Origin of the sequence: Antrihabitans stalagmiti (assembly GCF_016482825.1) — a bacterium.
Lineage (GTDB): Bacteria > Actinomycetota > Actinomycetes > Mycobacteriales > Mycobacteriaceae > Antrihabitans > Antrihabitans stalagmiti.
This window is the reverse complement of the sequence record NZ_JAEMNV010000009.1, coordinates 35,240-59,711: the sequence shown is the minus strand read 5'-3', so window position 1 is coordinate 59,711 and position 24,472 is coordinate 35,240. Positions and strand designations below refer to the sequence as shown.

Here is a 24,472-nt window from a genome sequence, read left to right as displayed (position 1 = left end):
CCTGCGGACCTAACGCGGCAAGACCGTGAGCACCCGGCACGTGTGGTCGCGGAACTCCTGCATGAATTCGGTGAGGAATTTTTCGGTATCCGGCTTCGTGATCTCGCCATCGTCGGTGATGAGGCCGGGCGTGACCTGAATGTAGGCCTCGGGCGACGTCATCTGGCGGGCATTGCAATAGCTCAGCACACCGCGCAGGCTCTGCTGTGCCAGCGCGGTGCCGATGGCTCCGGGTGACGCGCCGATTACCGCTGCCGGCACGTGGTTGAACGAGTTTTTGCCCCATGGCCTGCTCGCCCAGTCGATCGCGTTCTTCAGAGCTCCAGGTATCGACCGGTTGTACTCGGGAGTCACGAACAGCAGAGCTTGTACGGCTGCGATTGCCTCCTTCAACGCGACACCTGCTGGGGGATAATCGTCGTCGAGATCGCTGTTGTACAGCGGCAGGTCTTTGATCTCGATCTCCACGAACTCGAGATCGGACGGTGCGACGCGGATCAAAGCGTTGGCGAGCTTTCGATTGAGCGAATCTGCGGAAAGGCTTCCGATCAGGTAGCCGACCTTGTACGTGGACATGCAGTTCCTTCTGTTCACCGGCCGCGGACGGACCGTACCTCGACCATAGCTGCAATATGACGTGGGTCACGCTCGCTGCATGTCACGAATGGTGAGCTTGTTTACGTCCGGTGGGTGTCAGCATTATTCGAAAGGACACTCACCATGAACGAGACAGCGAACATCGAGCCTCGGACGCCGCACCGCATCGTCGTCCTCGGCGCCGGTTATGCCGGTCTGGCCGCGGCAGCGTTTGCCGCAGGTAGGACCAGGCGTCGCGACGATGTGCAGATCACGTTGGTCAATGCCGGAGTACGTTTCACCGAACGGCTGCGGCTGCACATGACGGCGACTGGTCAGCAACTTGCCGAGTTCGATCTGCGGGAGTTGTTGGCGGACACAGGAGTCGAGTTGGTGTGCGGTTGGGTCACCGCGGTCGATGCGGATGCCAGGACCGTGCGCATCGACGACAGACGAACCCTTTCCTACGACACGCTGATCTACGGGTTGGGCAGCGTGGCCGACACCGCAACGGTCGCGGGAGTCGAGGATCACGCCTACACCCTCGACAGTGCCCGCGACGCGGAGTCGTTCGCCGCGCACCTCGATCGGCTGGACACCGGAACAGTGGTGATAGGCGGTAGCGGACTCACCGGGGTCGAGGCCGCGGCAGAGATCGCCGAACAATATCCGGGACTTGCCGTCGTGCTCGTCGGCAGGGGAGAGCCCGGTGCGCACCTGAGCACGGGGGCGCAGGCCCATCTGCGTACCGTTCTGGACCGTCTCGGCGTAGGCATCGTGAGCGGAGTCGAGATTGTGAAGGTGCGCACCGATGCCGTCACTCTCGCCGGCGGCGACACTGTCGCGGCCGACGTCGTGCTGTGGACCAGCGGCGTGCGGGTCTCGCCCATCGCTGCAGCGGCCGGACTGACCGTCGACGACCACGGTCGTATCGTCACCGATCACGCCCTGCGATCCGTATCGCATCCCGACGTCTACGCCGTTGGCGACGCCGCCTCGATAGTGCAGGGCTACGGAACGATGCACGGCACGTGTCAGGGTGGTATGCCGACCGGTGTGCACGCGGCCGTATCCATCCTGCGGGAGTTGAAAGGTAAACAGCCCAAACCTTTTCGCTTCGGGTATTTCCACATACCGTTGAGCCTCGGCCGCAGCGACGCAGTGGTTCAGTTCACCAAGCCGGACGACACACCCCGGCGGATGTACCTCACCGGACGGCGTGCCGTCTGGTACAAGGAAACAGTGACCTCGTCCCCGTGGCCGACCTTCAGGAGGATGACCAAATACCCTCGGACGACGGCGTTCTGGCCGCACGGCGGTCGGTACACTCGACGGTCCGACAAGGAGACGGCCAGTGCTGCAACGTATTCCGGACGCTGACCAGAAGGCGTTCGATGAGCACCGAAACCTGCTGTTCTCTGTTGCCTACCGCATCTTCGGCACTGCGACCGACGCAGAGGATGCGGTGCAGGATGCGTGGCTCAAGTGGTCGGCCGCCGATAGGTCGCAGGTGAGCGACCCGAAAGCCTATCTGGCGCGGATCGTCTCGAACGTCGCGATGGACCGGTTACGTTCGGTTGGCAAGCAACGCGAGACCTACGTGGGTCCGTGGCTTCCCGAGCCGATCCTCACGACGACGATCGAAGGGGCCGACGCCGCAGCCAGTGCGGAATCGGTGTCGATGGCGATGCTGGTCGTTCTGGAATCGCTGAGCCCGCTCGAGCGCGCTGTATTCGTACTGAACGAGGTGTTCGCTTTCAGTTTCGTCGAAATCGCCTCTGCGCTCGGCCGTTCCGAGGCTGCGGTCCGCCAGGCCGCGCATCGTGCACGTGGCCATGTTCAGGCTCGGCGGCCACGATTTGCTACCGATCGAGCGCAGCATCGACATGTGACGGAACGTTTCTTTGCCGCCGCGGCGGGCGGCGACATCAATACGCTGATGGAGCTGCTGTCTCCGGACGTGACGTTGTGGACGGACGGGGGAGGGAAGGTGCGTCAGGCGCTGCGGCCGGTCACCGGAGCCGAGAAGGTTGCGGCCTGGTTCGCGGGCGTCGGGCGTCGACGGTACGAGGGTGTCGATCCGAGCGACATGCGCGCCGAGGTCGTCGAGCTGAACGGCGCAGAGGGCCTGGTGTTCTCGGGTGCAGGCCGCGTGATCGCGACTGTGACGATTGCTCTCGATGCCGACGGTCGCATCGTCGCAATTCACAATGTCGCGAATCCCGACAAGCTTCGTGCCGTCACCGATGGCCGCATTCGTCGAATGGGTACCGATTGACGGAATCGGTCCGCAACCATGTTCGGCCGGGTTGTCATTACGTTGTCCCGACATACGTTGTCCCGACAGTCGCCGCGGAGAATCCGTCGGACTTTTCTTCTTGACGAACTTTCCTACCATGCCGTAGCTTTTTCATACGTGACCGTAGGAAAGGGTGGGCGTCCGCGTGCGGCGCATCTGGGTCCGGACCGTCGGCGGGAGCAAGTCCTGGATGCCGCGTCTGTGATTGCTGCGGACCGGGGGATGGCGGGCGTCTCGATGATGGCCGTTGCCGACCGCCTCGGAGTGTCGAAACCCGTTGTATACGCCTGCTTTCCGGCTAGAGATCAGTTGGTGGATGCACTCGTCAAGCGAGAGGAGAGCAAGTTGATGGCAGCCGTACTTGCGTCGATGCCGGAAAATCCGACCTTCGACAACTCCGAACAATTGCTCATCGAAGGCTTCCAAGCATTGCTGACGGCGGCTGCTGCCAATCCGGAGCGATGGCGGGTAGTGCTCGCCGCCGATATCGATTCCAGGGCGGGGCAGCGGATCGGTCATGGGCGCACAGTCATCCGTCGCAGGCTCGGCGAGATCCTTCGTGGGGGTTTCGAGCGCTGGCACGTCGTCGACATCGACAAGAAGCTGCCGCTGCTTGTCGAACTCTTTTTCGCGGCAGGCGAAGGTGCCGTTCGCATGCTCATCGATCAACCCGGTGTGTGGACGCCACAGGACCTTGGCGAGTTCACCGGTCGAACGCTTTTCAATACCTTCCGCAAAGTCTGAGGAGACGAATGTGAGTTCGAAACAGCCGGTAGTCAGTACGCGTCCGCCCGACGAACCAGGCTTCTACGACCCCGATGCCCTGCGCGAAGACTATGGGTTCTTCGGTCCGGATTCGGTGACGTGGCGAATCTGGACAAGCCCATCCACGATCATCGGCTTCCAGCGCGCGATCACTATCGAGACGTTCGACCCGTTCCTGTCTGCCGCGGTGGACGAGCAGAATGGTGTGCGGGCCGACATTCGGCATCGTATGGACCGTACCGGCGAATACTTCGAAATAGTCGCGGTCGGCGACAGCAAGGCCGCAATCGAAGCATCGGAGCTACTTCTGAAGGTGCATTCCCGCGCCGTTGGAATCGAGCCTGTCACCGGTCGGCGATACAATGCGAACAATCCCGACAGCCAACTCTGGATTCACGTCACTGCCTGGCATTCGGTGCTGTACTGCTATGAAAAGTACGGTCCAGGAAGGCTTTCCGAGCGCGACGAGAATCAGTACTGGGCCGAATGCGCCATCGCGGCCGAGCTGCAGACGTGCGATCCGGAGAAGGTGCCGCGATCGCGAGAGGCTGTGCGCGAATACTTCGAGTCGATGCGCAAACAACTGTGCATGACCGAACACTCCACCGAAATAGCGAAACTGTTCCTGTGGCCACCACTGCAGCGTGATACGGCTCTGATATTTCCTTTCACGAGATTGCTGTCGCTGGCGACCATCGCGACCATGCCCAAGTGGATGCGTGAGCTGGGAGGCTTCGATCAGCCGAACTTCTTCAACTTGCTCATCGTTCCGATCACAAGGATCGTGATGTGGGTAACCAAGCCCGTGGCGCTGAAGATGTTGTTGCTCAAGGCCTTTATGCCCTCGATCCGTCCCGTCTGGGCGAAATCGTTGCAGGGTCCGCCGCCGTTGGCACCCGACATCGTCACTCCCGCAGCGGCGCGGAAGCGATACGGCACGTCGAATCCGAACCTGCACAGCACCGCCCGATAAATCAGCACACCCTGTTGACCAGTAAGAACGACGAAGGACACTGCCTTGGTTACGAAGATTCTCCGCCAACCGTTTCGGGTCAGCCAGCTGATCGGAATGGCGATCCTGTTCGCAATTCCCTATCTCGCGATGGGATTCGTGTGGCTTTACACCCACAACGACCACTTGGAACCGCTTGTGGGAGCGAACAAGTTTTTTTCCGCGCTAGGCGGAATCGTCGCGTGGCCGGTGTTGATCTTCTCGAACTTGACGTTGCAATAGCGGATCGGGTCAGCTTCGGCCCGACGCGATCGGGACGATGTAGCGCAGTGCGAAGGCCTTCAGTTGCTCGTCTGCGCTCAGGTCCAGATGCACCCGAGGGGTCATCATCAACGAATGGATGATTCGAACGAGGACCTCTGCGCGCGCTGGGAAATCGTCTGCTGCGGTGAGTAGTCCATCGGCGACGGACTGTTCCAGCAACGCAACCGTGGCGTAGACAGCGGACGCCAACACGTCGGTACCGCCGGTCGTGAGTCTCGGCAGCGCGCTTTCCGGTTCGAGGGCAATCAGCCGATTGGCCAGGGCATGCCCCCACAGGTGGCGCATGACAACAGTGAACGCGTGGACGATCCGCTCGTCGAATGTGTTGCCAACCTTCGATGCCTCGACGAGTTCCAGAATCAACCGCGCAGACTCGCGCCCGATGACCGCGACGACGACCTCGTCCTTGGAACCGACCCTGCGATAGACCGTCACACGTTCGATCCCGGCGCGGCGCGCGATGTCCTCGATCGTCGTCCGTCGGATGCCGATCTCTTCGAAGCTCTGCAGCGCTGCATCGAGGATGCGCTCGGTTGCGGGGTCTGAGTTACTGCTGGTCACAGCGCAAGCGTAGCAGCCGGTGCAACAAATTCGAGCATCTGTAACATTCGCCGATCGCTAGATGCAACATTGCTATGCAAACTGTAACAGTGTATTTTGTGAATATGACAAAGCAGACTGCAACGGCGCAGGCTCGGCACGAAGAGGCACACGCGATCACCGCGCGCGACGTCCAATTCGATTGGGACGGAATGCCGTTCCACTATGTTCCGAACGAACCTGTGGTCACCCAGGTGTGGAACTTCATGCACCTCGTACTCCCGGAGGCGGAGCGCGCGATGGCGGGAGCGCTCGCAGACGCACTTCCCTACATCGAGGACGAGCGCCTACGCGAAGAGGCCGTCGGCTTCATCGGTCAAGAAGCGATGCACGCGTCCTCGCACGAAGGTGTGCGGGCGTATCTGACCGAGCATGGACTCGACGTCGAACCGATGGTCGACACCATCAACTATCTGATCGACAAAGTGCTCACCGATCACGGTCTCAGCGGGCGCGCGAAGAAGGCTTGGCTCAAAGAACGGCTCGGGCTCTTCGCCGCCCTCGAACATTTCACCGCGATCATCGGACAGTGGCTGCTCGAGGCCGACGAACTCGACAAGGCGGGCATTCACCCGATGATGCTCGACCTGCTGCGCTGGCACGGTGCAGAAGAGGTCGAGCACCGCAGCGTCGTTTTCGACGTGTACCACCATGTCGACGGCAGCTACGCGCGACGCGCCCGCACCGCCCTTCTTGCAAGTACGACACTCGCGGTCTTGACGTTCGCCAGCATCACCTACCTGGTGAACCACGATCCCTCGCCGAACAGGGGCAAGCCGTGGCCGGTCCAGTTCGTGAGTGCGGCAATGCGTGGCCTCGTTCCGAGCGGACTGCATTTCCTCACCGAGATTCCGGTGTACCTCAAGCCAGGATTCCACCCGTCGTCGATGGGCAGTCTCGACCAGGCGCTGCGCTATCTCGCTACCTCGCCTGCCGCCAATGCGGAGTTGCGCCAGGAGTCGTCGTGACTGGACTGATCAGGGGCGACACCCGAATCGCGACGCCGACCGATGGAACCATACCGGCGAGTGTGAAGCTGGTGGCAACTGCCGTCGGCGGCTACCGCCGACTCGTCGCCGACAGCAGGTTCGCGCCATTGCTGTCGCGGTCGAATCCAGTGCGTCACAATGACTTCGATATGAACCTGGTGATCGAGCAGATCATCGAGCAGGCCGACGACGTCGTCAGTCTGACCCTCGCTGCACCCGATGGAGCGGACCTGCCGATCTGGAGCCCCGGGTCGCACGTCGATGTGTTTCTGCCATCCGGCAAGCAGCGCCAGTACTCGCTGTGCGGCGATCCGCAGGATCGAAGCCGCTATCGCGTTGCAGTGCGGCATATTCGAGACGGTGGCGGCGGTTCTCGTGAAGTGCACGAGACGCTGACCGTCGGCGATCTGCTGCATATCAGGGGTCCGCGCAACGCGTTTCGGATGGTGACGGCGGACTCGTACCTGTTCGTTGCCGGCGGTATCGGGATCACCCCGATCCTGCCGATGGTGCAGGAAGCGGATCGTCGCGGAACACCATGGCGCCTGGTCTATCTCGGCAGATCGCGCGACAGCATGCCATTTCTGAACGAGCTCGCCCACTACACCGGTGGCGACGTCGAGATCAGACCGGACACCGAGTTCGGAATCCCCGACACCTCAGCTCTCCTCGATGGTGCGCTACCGGGCGGCGCCGTATACGTGTGCGGACCGCCACCCGTTCTCGACGCCGCGCGTAGCAGGTTGTCGGCGATCGCTGCTTCGGGTTCGCTTCACACCGAACGGTTTTCGGCGCCACCGGTGGTCGGCGGCACGGCCTTCGACGTGGAACTGCGGCGCAGCGGCGTGACTCTGTCGGTCGGTGCGGAGGAATCCGCGTTGACCGCAATCCGGCGCAGCAAGCCGGACGTCACGTACTCGTGCCAGCAGGGCTACTGCGGGACCTGCACAGTACGAGTGCTGTCGGGCAGCGTCGAGCATCGCGACAACAGCCTGCTCGAATCCGAACGTAAAGACGCAATGGCCGTCTGCGTCTCGAGGTCCGTGGGCGGACCACTCGTTCTCGACCTCTAGACCTACACGCACGAGGAGTCTCTTCATGACCGAAAATTCGACGATCGACCGACCGACGACGCTGTGCGAGGCTTTTATGCGCACGGCCGCAATCGATCCCGACGCAGTCGCGCTACGGACCCCCGGCGACGCGCACACGATGACGTGGCGCGACTATGCGGACCGAGTCCGAAAGGTCGCAGCGGGGTTGGGGGCATTGGGCATCGGCCGTGGCGACACCGTCGCGTTGATGATGGCCAACCGAATCGAGTTCTACCCGTTGGAGATCGGCGCCCAGATGGTCGGCGCGACGTCGTTCTCGGTCTACAACACACTTGCCGCCGAACAACTGCGCTACGTCTTCTCGAACGCGGGCAACCGGGTAGTCGTCTGCGAGGCACAGTACGTGGACGTGATTCGCGCAAGCGGTGTCGCGATCGAGCACATCATCGTTGTCGACGGCTCGGTCGAGGGCACAAGCACCGTCGACGAGTTGATCGCGCGCGGCGACGCGAACTACGACTTCGACGCCGGCTGGCGTGCAGTCCGACCCGACGACGTCGCGACGCTGATCTACACCTCGGGAACGACGGGCAATCCCAAAGGCGTCGAGTCCACGCATGCCAATCTGCTCGCGGAGGCGTACGCGTTCGCCTCGGTCCTCGACATCGAATTCGGCGACCGCATCACGTCGTTCATGCCGACCGCGCACATCGCCGACCGTTTCACCGCGCTGTATCTGCACGAGATCTTCGGTACTCAGATCACGTCGGTGTCCGACCCGCGCCAGATTGCGGCAGCACTGCCGGAGCTGCGTCCCACGATCTGGGGCGCAGTACCGCGCGTATGGGAAAAGCTCAAAGCTGCCATCGAATTCGGCATCGCGAACGAACCCGATCCGGCGAAGAAGCAGGGTATGCAGTGGGCGATGTCCGTCGCAGCCAAACGTAGCGCGGCAGCGCTTGCCGGTGCACCGATGTCGGACGAGGTCGCCGCCGAGTGGGCGAAGGCAGACGAATTGGTGCTGTCGAAGTTGCGTGCCAAACTCGGCTTCGACCAACTCCGCTGGGCCATGTCCGGTGCGGCCCCGATACCGCCCGAGACGCTCGGCTTCTTCGAAGGAATCGGGATCGCCATTGCCGAGATCTGGGGCATGTCGGAGCTGAGTTGCGTTGCCAGCGCGTCGCATCCACGCGATTCGAAACTGGGTACGGTCGGTCGTCTGCTACCGGGTATGGAATCCAAGATCGCCGCGGACGGGGAATTCCTGGTCCGCGGTCCGCTGGTGATGAAGGGCTACCGCGGTGACCCGGCAAAGACGGCAGAGGCAGTGGACGCCGATGGGTGGCTGCACACGGGCGACATCATCACCGTCGACGAAGACGGGTATCTGCGTGTCGTCGACCGCAAGAAAGAACTCATCATCAACGCCTCCGGTAAGAACATGTCACCGGCGAACATCGAGAACACCATCAAGGCGGCGGCTCCGCTGATCGGGGCAATGGCGGTGATAGGGGATGGGCGCGCCTACAACACCGCGCTCGTCGTACTCGACGCCGAAACCGCACCCGTCTACGCGGCGCAGCGAGGCCTGCACGACGCAAGCGCGGCCGCGTTGGCCGTCGACCCCGAACTCGTCGCGGCCATCGCAGACGGTGTGGCGGCCGGCAACGAAAAGCTGTCGCGCGTCGAGCAGATCAAGAGGTTCACCGTACTTCCGACCTTCTGGGAGGCAGGTGGTGAAGAGATAACGCTGACAATGAAATTGCGCCGCAAGCCGATCTCGACGAAGTACTCCGCCGAAATCGACGCGCTCTACGCGGATCGCCCGGACGCCGGGATTCACGAACCGTCCAACGGAAAGGTTGCGGCCCGATGACCGAAACACCAGTTCGTAAGAAGGCAGTTCGGATCGACACCGCCTTCGACGTGACGAGTCCCGCGACCGGCGACGTGGTCGGCACGTTTCCCATCCACACCGAATCGGACGTCGCGGCGACTGTTGCCCGTGCGCGTGTTGCATCGCAGTGGTGGGCGAGCTTGTCCTTCCCGCAGCGGGCAGCTCGTCTCGATCGCTGGCGCTCCGAAATAGTGTGCGGCACAGCCGAGTTGGCTGCCCTGATCAACTCCGAGATGGGTAAGCCGGTTTCGGATGCGAAACTCGAAATCGCAATGGCGTTGGAGCACTTGGCGTGGGCGGGCAAAAACGCGAGCAAGGTGCTCGGATCCCGTTCGGTCCCCTCCAGCTTGATGACTCTCAATCAGGCTGCGAGCGTGGAGTTTCCACCGCTCGGCGTGGTCGGCGTGATCGGTCCGTGGAACTATCCGGTGTTCACACCGCTCGGCTCCGTGTCGTTCGCGCTCGCCGCAGGTAACGCCGTCGTCTTCAAACCCAGCGAATACACACCCGGCGTCGGAGCCTGGCTCGTCGCCGCGTTCGGGCGAGCCGTGCCCGAACAACCGGTGCTGCAACTCCTCACCGGCGGCGCGCAAACCGGTGCAGCCCTGTGTCGTTCGGGCGTCGACAAAATCGGCTTCACGGGGTCCACCGCGACGGGCAAGAAGGTCATGGCGACGTGCGCCGAGACGTTGACACCCGTGCTGATGGAATGCGGCGGGAAGGACGCACTTATCGTCGATTCCGACGCCGATATCCGCGCCGCAGCCGATGCTGCGGTGTGGGGTGGGTTGTCCAACGCCGGTCAGACGTGTCTCGCGGTCGAACGCATCTACGTTCACGAGGCCGTGTACGACGCGTTCGTCACCGAGGTCGTGGAACGTTCCGCGAAGATCCACGCCGGTGCACCCAGCGGATCCAAGATCGGTCCGATCACCATGCCGAGCCAGGTCGACGTCATCCGTCGGCACATCGCCGACGCGCTCGAGCAGGGCGGCCGAGCGGTACTCGGTGGGCTGAACACCGTTGCGGGACAGTTCGTGCAGCCGACCGTCCTGGTCGATGTGCCCGAAACGTCGCTTGCCGTCACAGAGGAAACCTTCGGACCGACGCTGACCATCGCCAAGGTTGCCGACATGGACACGGCGATCGAACTCGTCAACGCAAGTCGGTACGGACTTGGAGCCACCGTCTTTGCGAAGAAGAATGCGACCGACATCGCCCGCCGCATTCGGGTCGGGGGTGTCGGGATCAACGCCTTCGTCGCCTATGCAACGATTCCGTCCCTGCCGCTCGGCGGCGTGGGTCAGTCCGGTTTCGGTCGGGTGCACGGACCGGAAGGTCTGAAGGAGTTCACCTACGCGAAAGCGATTACGCGACAGCGTTTCCCGTCACCGTTGGCGTTGACGACCTTCGCGCGTTCGGAGCGCACGGACAGCATCGTCGCCGTTGCTGTGAAGCTGTTGCACGGAAGGACCCGATCATGACCGACACTCGCGTGCACATCGCCGTCATCGGCGCCGGATTCGGCGGAATCGGACTGGCAATAAAGCTGCGCGAGGCCGGTTTCGAGGACTTCGTCGTCCTCGAACGCTCCGCCGAACTCGGTGGCACCTGGCGTGACAACACCTACCCGGGCTGCGCCTGCGACGTTCCGTCGCACCTCTACAGCTATTCGTTCGCGCCTAACCCGGACTGGTCACGAACCTATGGGCAGCAACCGGAAATCCTCGACTATCTCCGCACTGTCGCACAACGACACGACGTCGTCGCGCACATGCGATTCGATACCGAGGTCGTCGATGCGTCGTGGGTGGAGCAATCGCGGAACTGGCGAATAGAGACCAACAGCGGCGTGCTGAACGCCGATATCCTGATCTCCGCCGCCGGGGTGTACGGCGATGCCCGGTACCCGGACTTCCCTGGCCTGGATACCTTCGAGGGCACAGCATTTCACTCGTTGCACTGGGACCACGACCACGACCTGACGGGGGAGCGGGTCGCGGTGCTCGGAACCGGAGCTTCGGCAGTGCAATTCGTGCCCGAGATCCAGCCGAAGGTCGACCGCCTGCTGGTGTTTCAGCGCTCTGCGCCCTGGATCATTCCTCGGATGGATCGGACGACCTCGCGCATCGAGCGTGCGCTGTTGCGCAAGCTCCCCATACTTGGAAAGGCGTTGCGCGGCGGGTACTACACCGGCATCGAAGGTTTCGGTCTCGTCGGGTTCGTGAACAAGGGTTTCCGCCATCCATACGAATTCCTCGGACGTTTGCAATTGCTCCGGCAAGTACGGGATTCCACGTTGCGTGCGCGTCTCACACCCGATTACATGATCGGGTGCAAGCGGGCGATCTTCTCCGACGACTATCTCCCCGCTCTCGCTCGCGACAATGTCGACGTCATCGACGATGCGATCGCCGAGATTCGTGAGCACTCGATCGTCACCCGCGACGGTATCGAGCACGAGGTGGACACCATCATCTACGGCACGGGATTCGTGGTGCCACCTGCCGTCTACGGCCGCATCCACGGTCGCGACGGTCAGTCCATCGGGGACCTCTACGCCGACAGGCCACAGAGCTACCTCGGCACCGCGGTCGCCGGGTTCCCGAACTTCTTCAGCACACTCGGTCCGTTCGGCGCAGTCGGAAATCAGTCGGCGATCTACATGATCGAATGCCAGATCCGCTACATCGTCGATGCCCTCGTCACGATGCGCGACGAGAAACTCGACCGAGTCGAGGTACGTGCCGAAGCGCAGGAGGCATTTCTCGACGAAGTCGACGAGCGCAGCGCCGACACGGTCTGGCTCACCGGTGGCTGTTCGACGACCTACTACCGCACCGCGGACGGCAAAAACGCCGGCCTGTATCCGAGTTGGAGCTTCGAATACCGCGATCGCACAAGTCGATTCGACCGCGACGCCTACGACCTGCTGCCGAGCCAGACCACAGCGGTCGGGCAGCCGAACCTGGTGAGGAGCCGATGATGTTCTCGCTGAACACAATTCCGTTCTTGGGAACCAGCCCGTTCGGCAACAATCCGGCCTACGACGTCGACGGCAAGGTCGTTCTCATCACCGGCGCGGGTCAGGGCATCGGTCTTGCGTTGGCGAAAATCCTCTACGAGCGTGGTGCTTCGGTCGCAATCGTCGACGTCGACGAGCACTCGGCCGAGGCCGCAGCAGCGGTCCTCGGCGAGCGCGCCGTTGCGATCGCTGCTGATGTTCGAGATCGTCCCGCCATGGCAGCGGTTGTCGCGCGCATCGTCGACCGGTTCGGCCGACTCGATGTCGTTGTCGCCAACGCTGGAATCGCCCCGCCGCCTGCCACTCTGCGCACGATCGACGAGGAAGCCTTCGACCGCGTCATCGACATCAATCTGACAGGTGTCTTCAATACGGTGCGACCCGCGTTGGAGCAGGTGATCGAGCACGGCGGTCACGTCGTCGTCGTGTCGTCTGCGGCCGCGTTCGCGCCGGGTGCAGGCGGTTCGCCGTACATGATCAGCAAGGCTGCCGTCGAGCAGTTGGGCAGAGCGCTGCGCATCGAGCTTGCTGCGGTCGGCGCAAGTGCAGGCGTCGCCTACTTCGGCATCGTCGAGACGGCGATGACCCACGACACTCTCGACGACGACGAGTTGGGACGCGAAGTTGCCGAGTTGCTGCCATGGCCGCTGAATCAGCGAATCAGTCCCGACGCTGCGGCCAAGTCCGTCGCCGACGGAATCGGTGAGCGCGCCGCGCGCACCATCGCACCGGCGTCATGGCAGCCCTACGCGATGCTGCGTGGAGCTGCGAACGTCGTCATCGACCGGAAGATGGCCGGCGACGAGAATGTGCACGCGCTGATTCGCAAAGTCGAGGCCCGGCTACGCCGGTCGTGAGTCCTTTCGGAGGGCCCGACCTCCGAAAGGACTCACGAGGCGCGAAGCGCCCTCAGTTGCCGCAGACGAGTTCCGTGGCGTCGAGCGCCGACATCGGCTTCGCAAAGTAGTAACCCTGGGCGTAGTGATAGCCGAGCCCGCGCAGAATCTGCAGATGCTCGGCTGTTTCGACGCCTTCGGCGACCGCCGCGACACCGAGTGAATCGGTCATGGTCAGGAACATCTTGACCAGCGTGGTCGCTTGTTGCGCAGGCAGATTGGCGATGAAGGTTCGATCGATCTTGACGCCGTCCAGGATTCGTTCGGTCGACAGTTCGCCGAGCCGCGCCATGTTCGAGTAGCCGATGCCGTAATCGTCTATGACAACGCCCATTCCGGCGTCGCGCAGCGCTTTGAGGACACCCTGTGTGGTCGGTCCGTCGTCCATCATCGCCGACTCGGTGAGTTCGATCATCACGCAGTCGAGGGGCAGCCCGACCGAAAGGGCGGCGGCAATAATTCGTGACGGCAAGCGCGGATCGTGCAACTGTCTCGCTGCGACGTTGATGCTCACCGAGATCATCCGGCCGCCGAGTCGCCGCGGCCGCCAGTCGTCCGGCACCGAGCGCGGCGTACACGCGTTCCAGTCGACCGCAGCCCGAAGTGCTTGATGTAGAACGAGATCGAAGAGATCGTCGATGAGGGGACTCGATTCGGCCAAGGCGATGAACTCCTCGGGACTGACCGGGCCCAGATGCGAATCGTTCCACCGGGCAAGCGCTTCGAAGCCGGCGACGGTGTTGCTTTCGAGGTCGTAGATCGGCTGGTACTCGACCTGGATATCGCCGGCATCGATCGCGCGCCGCAGTCGAGTCGTGACGGACAGCCTGCGCGTGGATCCGTCCTTGTCGGAACTGTAGAACTTGTAAGACGCACGGCCGGAACGCTTTGCGGCGTACAGGGCAATGTCGGCATGGGTCAGCAACTCGGCCGTTGTTGCCCCATCCGCCGGCGCCAGCGCCATCCCGATGCTCGCGGTAATGGTGATGTCGAGTTCCGAGCAGACACCGGCGACGTCGACAGAGATTCGCATCGGTCGCGACACGGCGGCGAGAATGGCCTGCGCGGCGAGCGCCGCCTGGGCCGGATGCTGTGTCGGGAGGCCGACGATCAACTCGTCGCCACCGAGCCGCCCGATGATCGAACGCGGAGGTAGGGTTTCGCGGATCCGTTCGCCGATGTTGCTCAGCACACGGTCGCCCATGGCGTGGCCGTGTGAATCGTTGATGTGTCGAAACTCGTCGAGATCGATGAGGATCAACGTCAGCGGTACAGCGGTTGCGAGGGCCTCGTCGAGCAGCTTCTCGGTATGAAATCGACTGCTGAGTCCGGTGACGGTGTCGGTCTCGACCAGATGTCGCAAAGCGCGCTCGCTGACGATCTGTGCCGTTATGTCGACACTCAACCCCAAAGTTCCCTCGAGCTCCCCGTTCTCGGAGAACATCGGTTGGTACTGCGTGTCGAACCACAGACCACCCAACTGGACCTGAACACGGAAGTCTTCACCGGCGATGGCTCGCCTGTAGTGGTCGGTGATGTCGGTGCGGTCGCCGTAGATCTCGAAGATGTTGCTGCCGACGAGTTGGCCGGGTTCGAATCCGAACGTGGCGAGCAGTCCGCCCGTCGACAATCGAATTATCCCCTCGAGATCCATGGCGAAAACCAGAACTGGAGCGGAACGCAGTACGACCGATAGATTCTCGCGGACCTCTCGAACCTGCGATCGATCGATCGTCAGTTGGTCCGGAATGCGAACGAGCTGCGCCGCAGCGGAATCGTCCGTGCGATCGGTAATGAATCCGATAAGCACAATCGTTTCGGTGTCGTCGATACCGATCGATGTGGATTCGATGCGAAATTCGACGGGAAACGTCGTTCCGTCTGCGCGTAGCCCGAAAGATCGAAACCGGTTGCTCGACGGAGCGAGGTTCCCGGCGTACAAGTCGGCTCCCAAGGCCCGGAATTCGGATCTGAGAAACTCGGGAACGATCGTGTCGACGACATCGCGGCCGATCGCATCCGCCTTCGACATTCCGAACATCCGTTCGGCGGCGGGGTTGAAATCCATGATCACGCTGTCGGTCGAGGTGACTACGACAGCGTTGGGCGCGGACCTAACGATCGCACCCGAAATTTCGGTCGACCGGCGACGATCAGTCGATCGCACCGTTCTCCTCCCTGGGCATCAGGCCCCGACGACCATTCCCGAATGTTAGCCCGTTCGAGCGAAAAGTTCCCTCGAGTCGTCCGATTCGGGCCCAGGTACCCACTGTCGGTAACCAATGTGACAAATCGGGCTGAAATTCGAACAGGCTTTGCCTGGAAACGACGCGTAATCGTTGCGTGATCTGTCCCGCGGAGAAAAGCTCGGCGATGTCGAAAAGCGCGAGCGGGTTCCGAGGTATCGGTGTCGATGCACGAACAACACAAAGGAGTCACCATGTCCGATAACACCGCACTCATCACCTCACCCGCCGCGGACCTCGCCGTCTTCGACCGCCTCGTCGGAAGCTGGAGCCTGTCCGGCGGCATCTCCGGCGCAACCCGGTTCGAGTGGCACGAAGGCGGATTCTTCCTCGTCCAGCGAAGCGACATCCACCACGATGGTCAGACGATTCGGTCTGTCGAGTACATCGGGCACGACCGGAGCTTCGGCGAAGCGCCGAGTGCGGACATCGTGTCGCGCGTGTACACGACTACCGGCGACACACTGACCTACGTCTGGGAATTCGACGGGGTCCAACTCACCATCTGGGGCGGTGAGAAAGGGTCGCCCGCCTACTTCCGTGGCGAGTTCGACGCGTCGGGCACCGTGTGCAAGGGCGATTGGGTCTGGCCGGGCGGCGGGTACAGCTCGGTGATGACGAGGATCGCGGCGCGCTGACGGCCGCTAGGGCGCAGGTACGCCGGGAGCGCTGCCACCAGGGCCTCCCATCGGAGCAGTGCCTGCGCCCGGCGTCAGTGCACCTTCGGTGATCGTGGAGATGGTCGCCGTACCGTCGACGACAGTCGCCCGGATGGTTGCCGTATCGCCGACCGCGATGCTCCCAACCGACGTACCTGCGTCGACGACATAGGTCCTGCTGTAGTCGTCGGCACTGGTTGCCGTGACCTCGGTCGCGGAAATCGCTGTGACAGTGCCGGTTTGGGTGAGTTCGGTGCTGAATCCACCGTCTCGGTTCGCGACGACGAATTCGCCGTGCAACGATGCGGCGGCAGAACCGGTGCCCTGCGGCCCGCCTGCGCCGTCGAACATGCCGGGACCACCCATGCCGCCGGGACCTCCGGCGTTGTTGGATGCGCCGCTCGTTGCCGCGTAGATCGCCGCGCCGCCGCCCGCAGCGATCACCGCGGCAACGCCGACGGCAGCGGCGGTCTTGCGGGCGGACCACGTCCCCGGCGTGGGTTGTGGTGCGCCCCAGGTGTGCTCGGTTGTGGTGGCGATCGGCTGGGTATCTGGCTGCGCGGTCACGGGTACTCCTGTGCGAATCGACGTAGGTATCGGGGTTGTTGGGGACCACACTGGCGAAGCAAGCTATGTGTGCGCTGTGAGCACGGCCTGAGTCGGCTTAGCCGACGAGTCGAATCGAGACGTTCACAGCTCACTCATAGAAATCGCACAGCAACGACCCATCGCACCTGCACATAATGAGCGTATGCCCGTCGTCGACCGCCAACCGAGTCCGCAGCAACCGAGTCCGACATCGGTGCCCGAGCGAATCGTCATTCGACGTGCAGACGGCAACCCGGTGAAAGTTCTCGTTGTCGACGACGAACCCGTCCTTGCCGAGATGGTGTCGATGGCGCTCCGATACGAAGGCTGGGACACGACGACGGCAGGTGACGGCGCGACGGCCATCGCGCGGGCACGCGAATCGCGACCCGACGTCGTCGTGCTCGACGTGATGCTGCCGGACATGACCGGACTCGACGTTCTCCGCAAACTGCGCGAACAGATACCGCACCTGCCCGTGCTGTTGTTGACCGCCAAGGACTCCGTCGAAGATCGGATAGCGGGTCTCACGGCAGGCGGCGACGATTACGTGACGAAGCCCTTCAGCCTCGAAGAAGTCGTGCTCCGGCTGCGGAGTCTGTTGCGCCGCACCGGCATATCGACCGAAACCAATGCGGCGCAGATCGTCGTCGGCGACCTCGTCCTCGACGAGGACAGTCACGAAGTTGCACGCGACGGCGAACTCATCACCCTGACCTCGACCGAGTTCGAACTACTTCGATTTATGATGACGAATCCGAAGCGGGTTCTCAGCAAGGCGCAGATACTCGATCGGGTCTGGAGCTACGACTTCGGTGGCCGTTCCAACATCGTCGAGCTGTATATCTCCTACCTCCGCAAGAAGATCGACAGTGGCCGCGAGCCGATGATCCACACCATGCGAGGGGCGGGATATGTCCTCAAGCCGGCTCGCTGACCCACGCGCGTGGTCGTTGCGGGCCCGGCTCCTTGTCGGGCAGGTCGCTCTGCTCGCCGTTGTGTGTGTGATCATCGCCGGTGCGACAACCTTTGCGCTGCAGCAGTTTCTGATGCACCAACTCGATGGTCAGCTCACCGACGCCGGGCATCGGTCGGCAGCGATCGACGAGTTTCCGCCACCACCGTTCGACGACATCCGTCGACCACAGGTCTCCGGGCCCGGACCGGATTTTCTCGATGCTCCAGGACAGCCACCGGGAACGGTCGGGGCGATCATCGTCGACGGAAAAGTAACGGACGTTGGAGTTCTCACGACCAGAGGAGCTCGCGCCGCACTCGACGACACCGCAACTGCACAGTTGGTGGACATACCCATCGACGGTGCGCCGCACACCCGTGATCTGGCGGGGCTCGGCGAATACCGATTGATCGCAACGCAAACCCGCAGCGGTGACGTCATAGTCACCGGACTGTCGTTGTCGGACGTCAACGACACCTTGATGACCGTATTGCTGATCTTCGCGGCCGTTGCAGCGCTTGCGCTCGTGCTCGCGGCGACGGCCGGGATCGTGATCATTCGTCGTGCGCTCGCACCGCTCACCCGCGTCGCGGCGACAGCGAGCGATGTCGCCGATCTGCAGCTCGATCGTGGCGAAGTCACACTGCCGGTTCGTGTTCCGCCCGCCTACGCCGATCCGCGGACCGAGGTCGGACGACTCGGGGATGCCTTGAATCGTATGCTCGAACACATTGCGGCCGCGCTGTCGGCGAGGCAGGCGAGCGAGACTAGGGTCCGGCAATTCGTCGCCGACGCAAGCCACGAATTGCGCACACCCCTCAGCGCGATACGCGGCTACGCGGAGTTGGCGCAGCGCGGCCGCGGGGAGGTCCCCGATCAGGTTGCACACGCGATGGGCAGGGTGGAATCGGAAGCCGAGCGGATGACGCGCCTCGTCGAGGATCTGTTGTTGCTCGCGCGCTTGGACTCCGGTCGTCCGCTCGAGGACGAGCAGGTCGACCTCTCGTTGCTGCTTGTCGATACGGTCAGCGACGCGCACATCGCCGGACCCGACCACGTCTGGAACCTCGAGCTCCCAGAGGATCCGGTCGTCGTGGCAGGCGATTCTGCACGCCTGCACCAGGTTCTGGCCAATCTTCTTGCCAATGCCCGAACCCATACCGGCCCGGGCACCGTCGTCACGGCGACGCTTGCGGCCGACCACACGAGTGGCGCCCTACTGACCGTCAGCGACGATGGTCCGGGTATACCGCCCGACCTGCAGCCCGAGATCTTCGAACGTTTTGCCAGAGGGGATACCTCGCGTTCACGCCGTGCGGGCAGTACCGGGCTCGGCCTCGCCATCGCAACGGCGGTGGTGAAGGCCCACAACGGAACCATTGCCGTGCAGAGCGTGCCGGGACGGACGGAATTCACGGTGCGGCTACCTAATCACAGCTGACGCATAGCTGCGACCGATATTCGGTCAAGGTTCGGAACCGACAATCGACTGATGCCCACAACCATGCTCGAACACGCACGACCGGAATCGACTGCTGCACAGCGAGATATGCGCAGACCGCGCAGAATGCAGCTGGCATACGTCGCACTTCTTCTTGGTACGGCTGTCCTCTACCTGTGCGATCTTTCGGCGAGTGGATGGGCAAATTCGTTCTATTCCGCTGCGGTGCAGGCCGGTTCGCAGAGCTGGAAAGCCCTCCTGTTCGGTTCGAGTGATGCCGCGAGTTCCATCACGGTCGACAAGACCCCGGCGGCCCTGTGGGTGATGGGCCTATCGGTTCGAATCTTCGGCTTCAACTCGTGGAGCGTTCTCGTCCCACAGGCGCTCGAAGGAGTTGCCGCCGTTGCGATGCTCGTCGCGACAGTGCGACGCGTCGCCGGCCCTGGTGCAGGACTGATCGCCGGAACCCTGCTCGCGCTCACACCGGTCGCAGTGCTGATGTTTCGGTTCGACAACCCGGACGCACTGCTCGTTCTGCTACTCGTCGCCGCCGCCTACTGTGTCATCCGAGCGATCGAAAAGGAGTCCAGCGTCTGGTGGCTTCCGCTTGCGGGCGCTGCGGTCGGGTTCGGATTTCTCGCAAAGATGATGCAGGCGTTTCTGGTGCTGCCGGTCTTTGCGCTGGTGTATCTGATTGCCGCACACGCTCCGTTGCGTCAGCGTTTTGTGCACTTGGTCGGGTCGCTGGGTGCTGTTGTCGTCTCCGGTGGTTGGTACATCGCGCTCGTCGCGCTGTGGCCCGCGTCGTCGCGGCCGTACATCGGTGGGTCGCAGGAGAACAATATTCTCGAATTGGCTCTGGGCTACAACGGATTGGGACGGCTCACCGGCAACGAGACAGGTGGGCTCGGCAATCTCAACCACGACGTGGGCTGGGGTCGACTGTTCGGGTCGGAGATGGGGACGCAGATCGCATGGTTGCTGCCCGCGGCTGTGATCGCGATCGGCGCGGGAATGTGGATCACCGGTTCGAAGCCGCGGACCGATCCGCTGCGCGCTGGGATCCTGCTGTGGGGCGGTTGGCTGGCAGTGACAGGCGTCGTTTTCAGCTATATGAACGGGATCGTTCACCCTTATTACACCGTGGCACTAGCGCCTGCGGTGGCAGGCGTCGTCGGTATCGGGTCGGTTCTACTCTGGCAGTGCCGCAACGATATTCGAGCGCGCATCGCACTCGTCGGCATGACCGCGACGACCACCGTGCTCGGTTGTGTCCTGCTCGGTCGCAATGCCGACTGGCAGCCGTGGCTACGGCCGACGATAGCGGTCGTCGGCGTCTTTGCCTCGGTGCTGCTGCTCGTCGTCGACAGACTCTCCGGGCGCGCAGCTCGCGGTGTTGTCGCTGTGGCGCTCGCGGCCTGTCTCGCTGGACCCACTGCGTACTCCGTTGCGACAGCGTCGACTCCGCACAGTGGCGCGATTCCGTCGGCGGGTCCCGGCAGCGGAGGGCCGGGTGCGGGAGCGATGGGTGGGCTGCTCGGTACCGTCGTGGTCGGCGCTGAACTCGCCACGACCCTGAGTAGCAATGCGGACGACTTCACTTGGGCGGCAGCGACTGTCGGGTCCAACAATGCAGCGGGCTACCAGTTGGCGAGTGGTGTTCCTGTCATGGCGGTCGGGGGGTTCAACGGCACGGATCCCGCGCCCACCCTCGAACAATTCCGACAATACGTCGCGGATCAGCAGATTCACTATTTCGTCGGCGGGGCCATGGCGTTCGGGCGCGGCGGCGAATCCAGTGGCAGTAAGGAGGCCGCATACATCGCCGCGTGGGTCGCCGCCAACTACACCGCTCGAACGATCGACGGCGTGGCGGTCTACGACCTGAGCGTGCAAATCGGTTCATAGGTCACGCACAGCTTGTGCAAAAGGCTGACACACACCGCGACGACACGATGAGTGACATGACCACAATCGCCTCCCGCGCCACCTCCGGGCCGGACACGCGCCACGCCCGACCGAACGCCGCGACCATCGCCCGCGAACAGGGCGTACCGGTCCTCGATGTGGTGGTTCCGGTGTACAACGAGCAAGCGGCACTTGCCGATTCGATTCAACGACTGCACGAGCATCTGAGTACGCAGTTTCCGTACTCGTTTCGTATCACCATCGCGGACAACGCGAGCATCGACGACACGCCGTCGATCGCTGCCGCACTTGCCGCCGAGTTCGCCGAGGTGCGATCGATCCGGCTCGAGCAGAAGGGCCGGGGACGGGCGCTGCACGCGGTGTGGTCCACGTCGGACGCGCCGGTGGTTGCCTACATGGACGTCGACCTATCGACCGACCTGGCGGCGCTCGCCCCGCTGATTGCCCCACTGATCTCCGGCCACTCCGACCTGGCCATCGGCACACGCCTCGGTCGGGGATCGCGGGTAGTCCGTGGCGCCAAGCGTGAGCTGATCTCGCGGTGCTACAACCTCCTCTTGCGTTCGACGCTGTCGGCCAGATTCTCCGATGCCCAGTGCGGTTTCAAGGCCATGCGCGCCGACGTGGCCGAGCACCTGCTTCCGCTCGTCGTCGACACCGGATGGTTCTTCGACACCGAACTGCTGGTACTCGCGGAACGCAGCGGTCTGCGGATCCACGAGGTGCCGGTGGATTGGATAGACGACCCAGACAGTCGGGTCGACATCGTCGCGACCGCAAAGGCCGATCTGGTCGGTATTGCCCGACTGGTGCGCGGCTTCGCAAGTGGTGCAATACCGATGAAGGTCCTGACCGCCCAACTCGTCGCCGCAGGAGCGCTCGACCGGCCGACCACCAGACACGGTTCGCCGACATTGCTTCGCCAAGCTGTGCGCTTCGGTGCAGTCGGCGTCGTGAGCACCGCAGCGTATCTTCTGCTGTTTCTGCTGCTACATGGAGCGATCGGTGCGCAGGCCGCGAACTTGGTGGCGCTACTGATCACCGCAATTGCCAACACCGCGGCCAACGGCAGGTTCACGTTCGGCGTGCGCGAAAGGGCGGGCGCTGTCAAACGACAGTTCGAGGGCCTGGCGGTGTTCGGCATCGGATTGGCGCTGACGAGCGGCTCACTCGCGTTGCTACACAGCGTGTCCGCGGCACCGCGGTGGGTGGAGCTCGGCGTCCTCGTGCTCGCGAACCTCGCCGCGACGGTCGTCCGCTTCGTCCTGCTTCGCGGCTGGGTATTTCATCCACGCCGAACTTCTAAGTAACTCTGAGACAACGTAATTCGAAAAGGAACTCAAGTGACCATCATTGCCGAACGACCTGCGCGGACCGTGCGGGCGCACGCGACGTCCGACCTGATGTCCCGATCACGCCGTCTCGTGCGCGGCCCCGCCGACCAGCCCGGTTGGGCACGCCCGGCGTTGCTTGCGCTGTTGGTGGCGACCGCCGCGCTGTATCTGTGGGGTCTGAGCGCCTCCGGTTGGGCGAACGAGTTCTATGCCGCAGCAGTGCAAGCCGGAACCCAGGACTGGAAGGCCCTGCTGTTCGGGTCACTCGACTCAGGCAACGCCATCACCGTCGACAAGCCGCCTGCGGCGATGTGGGTGATGGGATTGTCCGGAAGGCTTTTCGGATTCAGCTCGTTCTCGATGCTTGCGCCGCAAGCGTTGCTGGGTGTCGGGTCGGTGGCTCTTGTGTACGCGGCGGTCAAACGCTGGCGCGGGCCGGGAGCAGGTTTGCTCGCAGGCGCGGTGCTGGCGGCGACGCCCGTCGCAGCGTTGATGTTTCGGTTCAACAATCCGGACGCACTATTGGTGTTTCTACTCGTTCTCGCGGCGTACTGCACCGTGCGGGCGACGGAGAACGGCAGCGGTCGTTGGCTCGCTCTTGCGGGTAGCGCGGTCGGCTTCGCATTTCTGACGAAGATGATGCAGGCCTTCCTTGTCGTTCCCGCATTGGGCCTGGTCTTCCTCGTTGCTGCACCCATCACCTTCTGGCGACGGATCGCCAGATTGCTGATTGCTTGCGTAGCGATGATCGTCTCCGGTGGTTGGTTCGTCGCATTGGTCAGCCTGTGGCCAAGTGATTCTCGTCCGTACATCGGCGGCTCTACCGACAATTCGCTGCTCGAACTCGCGCTCGGCTACAACGGTCTCGGACGCGTCGTCGGTGGCTCGGGCAACATGAGTGGGGGAGGCGGCGGCGGTGCAGGATTCGGTGGTGGGACCGGGATCGCGCGACTCTTCGGCGATTCGATGGGTACCGAAATCTCGTGGCTACTACCTGCCGCGCTGATCGGATTGGTTGCGGGACTGTGGTTCACGCGGCGGGCGCCTAGGACGGATCGGATCAGGGCGAGTCTGTTGCTATGGGGCAGTTGGCTTTTGGTGACGGGCGTCGTATTCAGCTACATGCAGGGCATTGTCCATCCGTACTACACGGTCGCGTTGGCCCCGGCGATTGCCGCACTGGTCGGCGTCGCGGTGCGGGAATTGTGGCGCGGCAGAAACTATCTGCCCGCTCGCCTCGCGTTGGGTGCAATGTTGGCAGGCACCGGCATCTGGAGTTTCATCCTCTTGGACCGGACGCCGGACTGGTACCCCGCGATGCGTTGGGTCATCGTGGTCGCGACGATCGTCATTGCCTCGATACTCGTTGTCGGCGCGCATCAACTCGGCAAGTTCACGGTTGCTGTCGCCATTGCGGGCCTGCTGTTCGGCATCGGCGGGACAGCGGCATACGCCATCGAGACTGCGGCGCAACCACATACGGGTTCGGTCCCGTCGTCGGGTCCGAACGCGGGCGGAATGGGGGCTCCGGATGGGATGGGAGTTCCTGCTGGGCTGGGAGGTCTTGGTGGCGCGACGGCAGATAACGCCGACCTCGAAGCGTTGTTGGAGGAGACCGACACCCGCTGGGCCGCAGCGACGATCGGTGCCATGTCGGCAAGCAGTCTCGAATTGAGCACGGGCACAGCCATCATCGCGATCGGCGGATTCAGTGGCTCGGACAATTCGCCGACGCTCGAGCAGTTCAAGGCCTACGTGGCCGATCACAACATCAGCTACTTCGTCGCTGACAACGGTGGCATGGGTGGCGGACCGGGTGGCGGATCAGGTGCTTCGGCCGAGATCAAAGCCTGGGTGGAGGCGAACTTCACCGCGATCACAGTTGGGGGGTCGACGGTGTACGACCTGACTGGGGCATAGCCCGCCGAACGGGCTCCCA

At 63.1% G+C, this 24,472-nt stretch carries 21 protein-coding genes; 17 read left to right on the top strand and 4 right to left on the bottom strand.

Translation table 11 applies throughout. The features are described from left to right. Nucleotides 1-9: 9 nt before the first annotated feature. Nucleotides 10-576, bottom strand: a complete 567-nt coding sequence (locus tag JGU71_RS23775) for an NADPH-dependent FMN reductase (protein ID WP_199707020.1) — start codon at nt 574-576, stop codon at nt 10-12. Between the two features lie 144 nt (nt 577-720). Here JGU71_RS23775 and JGU71_RS23770 point away from each other — a divergent pair, with 144 nt between their 5' ends. The 5 genes from JGU71_RS23770 to JGU71_RS23750 all read left to right on the top strand — a co-directional run bounded on the left by JGU71_RS23770 (nt 721) and on the right by JGU71_RS23750 (nt 4,874). Continuing rightward, complete coding sequence (locus JGU71_RS23770) at nt 721-1,956, top strand: NAD(P)/FAD-dependent oxidoreductase (protein WP_199707019.1); 1,236 nt, start codon at nt 721-723, stop codon at nt 1,954-1,956. After that, nucleotides 1,931-2,854, top strand: a complete 924-nt coding sequence (locus tag JGU71_RS23765; protein WP_307829829.1) for an RNA polymerase sigma-70 factor — start codon at nt 1,931-1,933, stop codon at nt 2,852-2,854. Before JGU71_RS23770 ends, JGU71_RS23765 begins: the two co-directional genes overlap by 26 nt. Before the next feature lie 138 nt (nt 2,855-2,992). Continuing rightward, nucleotides 2,993-3,619, top strand: a complete 627-nt coding sequence (locus tag JGU71_RS23760) for a TetR/AcrR family transcriptional regulator (protein WP_307829828.1) — start codon at nt 2,993-2,995, stop codon at nt 3,617-3,619. A gap of 79 nt (nt 3,620-3,698) precedes the next feature. Beyond that, the gene (locus JGU71_RS23755; RefSeq protein WP_199707366.1) at nt 3,699-4,613 is read left to right on the top strand and encodes an oxygenase MpaB family protein; all 915 of its coding nucleotides are present in this window, start codon (nt 3,699-3,701) and stop codon (nt 4,611-4,613) included. Between the two features lie 45 nt (nt 4,614-4,658). Continuing rightward, entirely contained in the window at nt 4,659-4,874 is a 216-nt protein-coding gene (locus JGU71_RS23750; protein WP_199707389.1) for a hypothetical protein, read from the top strand. Between the two features lie 9 nt (nt 4,875-4,883). Here the strand turns inward: JGU71_RS23750 and JGU71_RS23745 are convergent, their stop codons facing one another. Continuing rightward, on the bottom strand, nt 4,884-5,477 hold the full coding sequence (locus tag JGU71_RS23745; RefSeq protein WP_199707017.1) for a TetR/AcrR family transcriptional regulator: 594 nt from the start codon (nt 5,475-5,477) through the stop codon (nt 4,884-4,886). Between the two features lie 104 nt (nt 5,478-5,581). On the opposite strand from JGU71_RS23745, the gene JGU71_RS30025 reads away from it, so the two are divergent. Genes JGU71_RS30025 through JGU71_RS23720 form a run of 6 tightly spaced genes read left to right on the top strand, consistent with a single transcriptional unit; the run spans nt 5,582 to nt 13,339 of the window. Beyond that, the gene (locus JGU71_RS30025) at nt 5,582-6,484 is read left to right on the top strand and encodes a metal-dependent hydrolase (protein WP_233530027.1); all 903 of its coding nucleotides are present in this window, start codon (nt 5,582-5,584) and stop codon (nt 6,482-6,484) included. Nucleotides 6,485-6,489: 5 nt separating this feature from the next. Then, complete coding sequence (locus tag JGU71_RS30020; protein WP_233530047.1) at nt 6,490-7,578, top strand: PDR/VanB family oxidoreductase; 1,089 nt, start codon at nt 6,490-6,492, stop codon at nt 7,576-7,578. Nucleotides 7,579-7,603: 25 nt separating this feature from the next. After that, a complete protein-coding gene (fadD11, locus tag JGU71_RS23735; RefSeq protein ID WP_199707016.1) occupies nt 7,604-9,436 on the top strand; it encodes a fatty acid--CoA ligase FadD11 in 1,833 nt (610 codons plus the stop codon). Further along, on the top strand, nt 9,433-10,941 hold the full coding sequence (locus tag JGU71_RS23730) for an aldehyde dehydrogenase family protein (protein WP_199707015.1): 1,509 nt from the start codon (nt 9,433-9,435) through the stop codon (nt 10,939-10,941). Before fadD11 ends, JGU71_RS23730 begins: the two co-directional genes overlap by 4 nt. Next, complete coding sequence (locus tag JGU71_RS23725; RefSeq protein WP_199707014.1) at nt 10,938-12,443, top strand: flavin-containing monooxygenase; 1,506 nt, start codon at nt 10,938-10,940, stop codon at nt 12,441-12,443. Before JGU71_RS23730 ends, JGU71_RS23725 begins: the two co-directional genes overlap by 4 nt. Then, nucleotides 12,443-13,339, top strand: coding sequence for a short-chain dehydrogenase/reductase (locus JGU71_RS23720; protein ID WP_233530026.1), 897 nt, complete (start codon nt 12,443-12,445; stop codon nt 13,337-13,339). Before JGU71_RS23725 ends, JGU71_RS23720 begins: the two co-directional genes overlap by 1 nt. Before the next feature lie 52 nt (nt 13,340-13,391). Here JGU71_RS23720 and JGU71_RS30460 read toward each other — a convergent pair whose 3' ends face one another. Next, nucleotides 13,392-15,545 (bottom strand): sensor domain-containing protein, encoded by a 2,154-nt coding sequence (locus JGU71_RS30460; RefSeq protein WP_199707010.1) that lies wholly within the window; start codon nt 15,543-15,545, stop codon nt 13,392-13,394. A gap of 273 nt (nt 15,546-15,818) precedes the next feature. Here JGU71_RS30460 and JGU71_RS23710 point away from each other — a divergent pair, with 273 nt between their 5' ends. Further along, nucleotides 15,819-16,262, top strand: a complete 444-nt coding sequence (locus JGU71_RS23710) for a hypothetical protein (protein ID WP_199707008.1) — start codon at nt 15,819-15,821, stop codon at nt 16,260-16,262. 6 nt (nt 16,263-16,268) lie between these two features. On the opposite strand, the gene JGU71_RS23705 is transcribed toward JGU71_RS23710, so the two are convergent. Continuing rightward, nucleotides 16,269-16,850: a hypothetical protein gene (locus tag JGU71_RS23705; RefSeq protein WP_199707006.1), complete on the bottom strand. Its 582-nt coding sequence runs from the start codon at nt 16,848-16,850 to the stop codon at nt 16,269-16,271. Nucleotides 16,851-17,103: 253 nt separating this feature from the next. Between JGU71_RS23705 and JGU71_RS23700 the strand changes: the two genes are divergently transcribed. The 5 genes from JGU71_RS23700 (at nt 17,104) to JGU71_RS23680 (ending at nt 24,453) form a co-directional block, all read left to right on the top strand. Next, complete coding sequence (locus JGU71_RS23700) at nt 17,104-17,808, top strand: response regulator transcription factor (RefSeq protein ID WP_199707362.1); 705 nt, start codon at nt 17,104-17,106, stop codon at nt 17,806-17,808. Further along, nucleotides 17,786-19,270: a sensor histidine kinase gene (locus tag JGU71_RS23695; protein ID WP_199707004.1), complete on the top strand. Its 1,485-nt coding sequence runs from the start codon at nt 17,786-17,788 to the stop codon at nt 19,268-19,270. The genes JGU71_RS23700 and JGU71_RS23695 overlap by 23 nt, the downstream gene beginning before the upstream one ends. A gap of 108 nt (nt 19,271-19,378) precedes the next feature. Further along, on the top strand, nt 19,379-21,178 hold the full coding sequence (locus JGU71_RS23690) for a glycosyltransferase family 39 protein (protein ID WP_233530045.1): 1,800 nt from the start codon (nt 19,379-19,381) through the stop codon (nt 21,176-21,178). A gap of 56 nt (nt 21,179-21,234) precedes the next feature. Beyond that, the gene (locus JGU71_RS23685) at nt 21,235-22,509 is read left to right on the top strand and encodes a glycosyltransferase (protein ID WP_199707000.1); all 1,275 of its coding nucleotides are present in this window, start codon (nt 21,235-21,237) and stop codon (nt 22,507-22,509) included. 93 nt (nt 22,510-22,602) lie between these two features. Next, nucleotides 22,603-24,453, top strand: coding sequence for a glycosyltransferase family 39 protein (locus JGU71_RS23680; RefSeq protein ID WP_199707360.1), 1,851 nt, complete (start codon nt 22,603-22,605; stop codon nt 24,451-24,453). The last annotated feature ends 19 nt before the right edge of the window (nt 24,454-24,472 follow it).

Bases quoted from the DNA above. Each gene is read 5' to 3' on its own strand.
- JGU71_RS23695 (WP_199707004.1), top strand. From the start codon at position 17,786: ATGTCCTCAAGCCGGCTCGCTGACCCACGCGCGTGGTCGTTGCGGGCC.
- fadD11 (WP_199707016.1), top strand. From the start codon at position 7,604: ATGACCGAAAATTCGACGATCGACCGACCGACGACGCTGTGCGAGGCT.
- JGU71_RS23710 (WP_199707008.1), top strand. From the start codon at position 15,819: ATGTCCGATAACACCGCACTCATCACCTCACCCGCCGCGGACCTCGCC.
- JGU71_RS23725 (WP_199707014.1), top strand. From the start codon at position 10,938: ATGACCGACACTCGCGTGCACATCGCCGTCATCGGCGCCGGATTCGGC.
- JGU71_RS23720 (WP_233530026.1), top strand. From the start codon at position 12,443: ATGTTCTCGCTGAACACAATTCCGTTCTTGGGAACCAGCCCGTTCGGC.
- JGU71_RS23690 (WP_233530045.1), top strand. From the start codon at position 19,379: ATGCGCAGACCGCGCAGAATGCAGCTGGCATACGTCGCACTTCTTCTT.
- JGU71_RS30025 (WP_233530027.1), top strand. From the start codon at position 5,582: ATGACAAAGCAGACTGCAACGGCGCAGGCTCGGCACGAAGAGGCACAC.
- JGU71_RS23685 (WP_199707000.1), top strand. From the start codon at position 21,235: ATGACCACAATCGCCTCCCGCGCCACCTCCGGGCCGGACACGCGCCAC.
- JGU71_RS23730 (WP_199707015.1), top strand. From the start codon at position 9,433: ATGACCGAAACACCAGTTCGTAAGAAGGCAGTTCGGATCGACACCGCC.
- JGU71_RS23770 (WP_199707019.1), top strand. From the start codon at position 721: ATGAACGAGACAGCGAACATCGAGCCTCGGACGCCGCACCGCATCGTC.
- JGU71_RS23775 (WP_199707020.1), bottom strand. From the start codon at position 576: ATGTCCACGTACAAGGTCGGCTACCTGATCGGAAGCCTTTCCGCAGAT.
- JGU71_RS23680 (WP_199707360.1), top strand. From the start codon at position 22,603: ATGTCCCGATCACGCCGTCTCGTGCGCGGCCCCGCCGACCAGCCCGGT.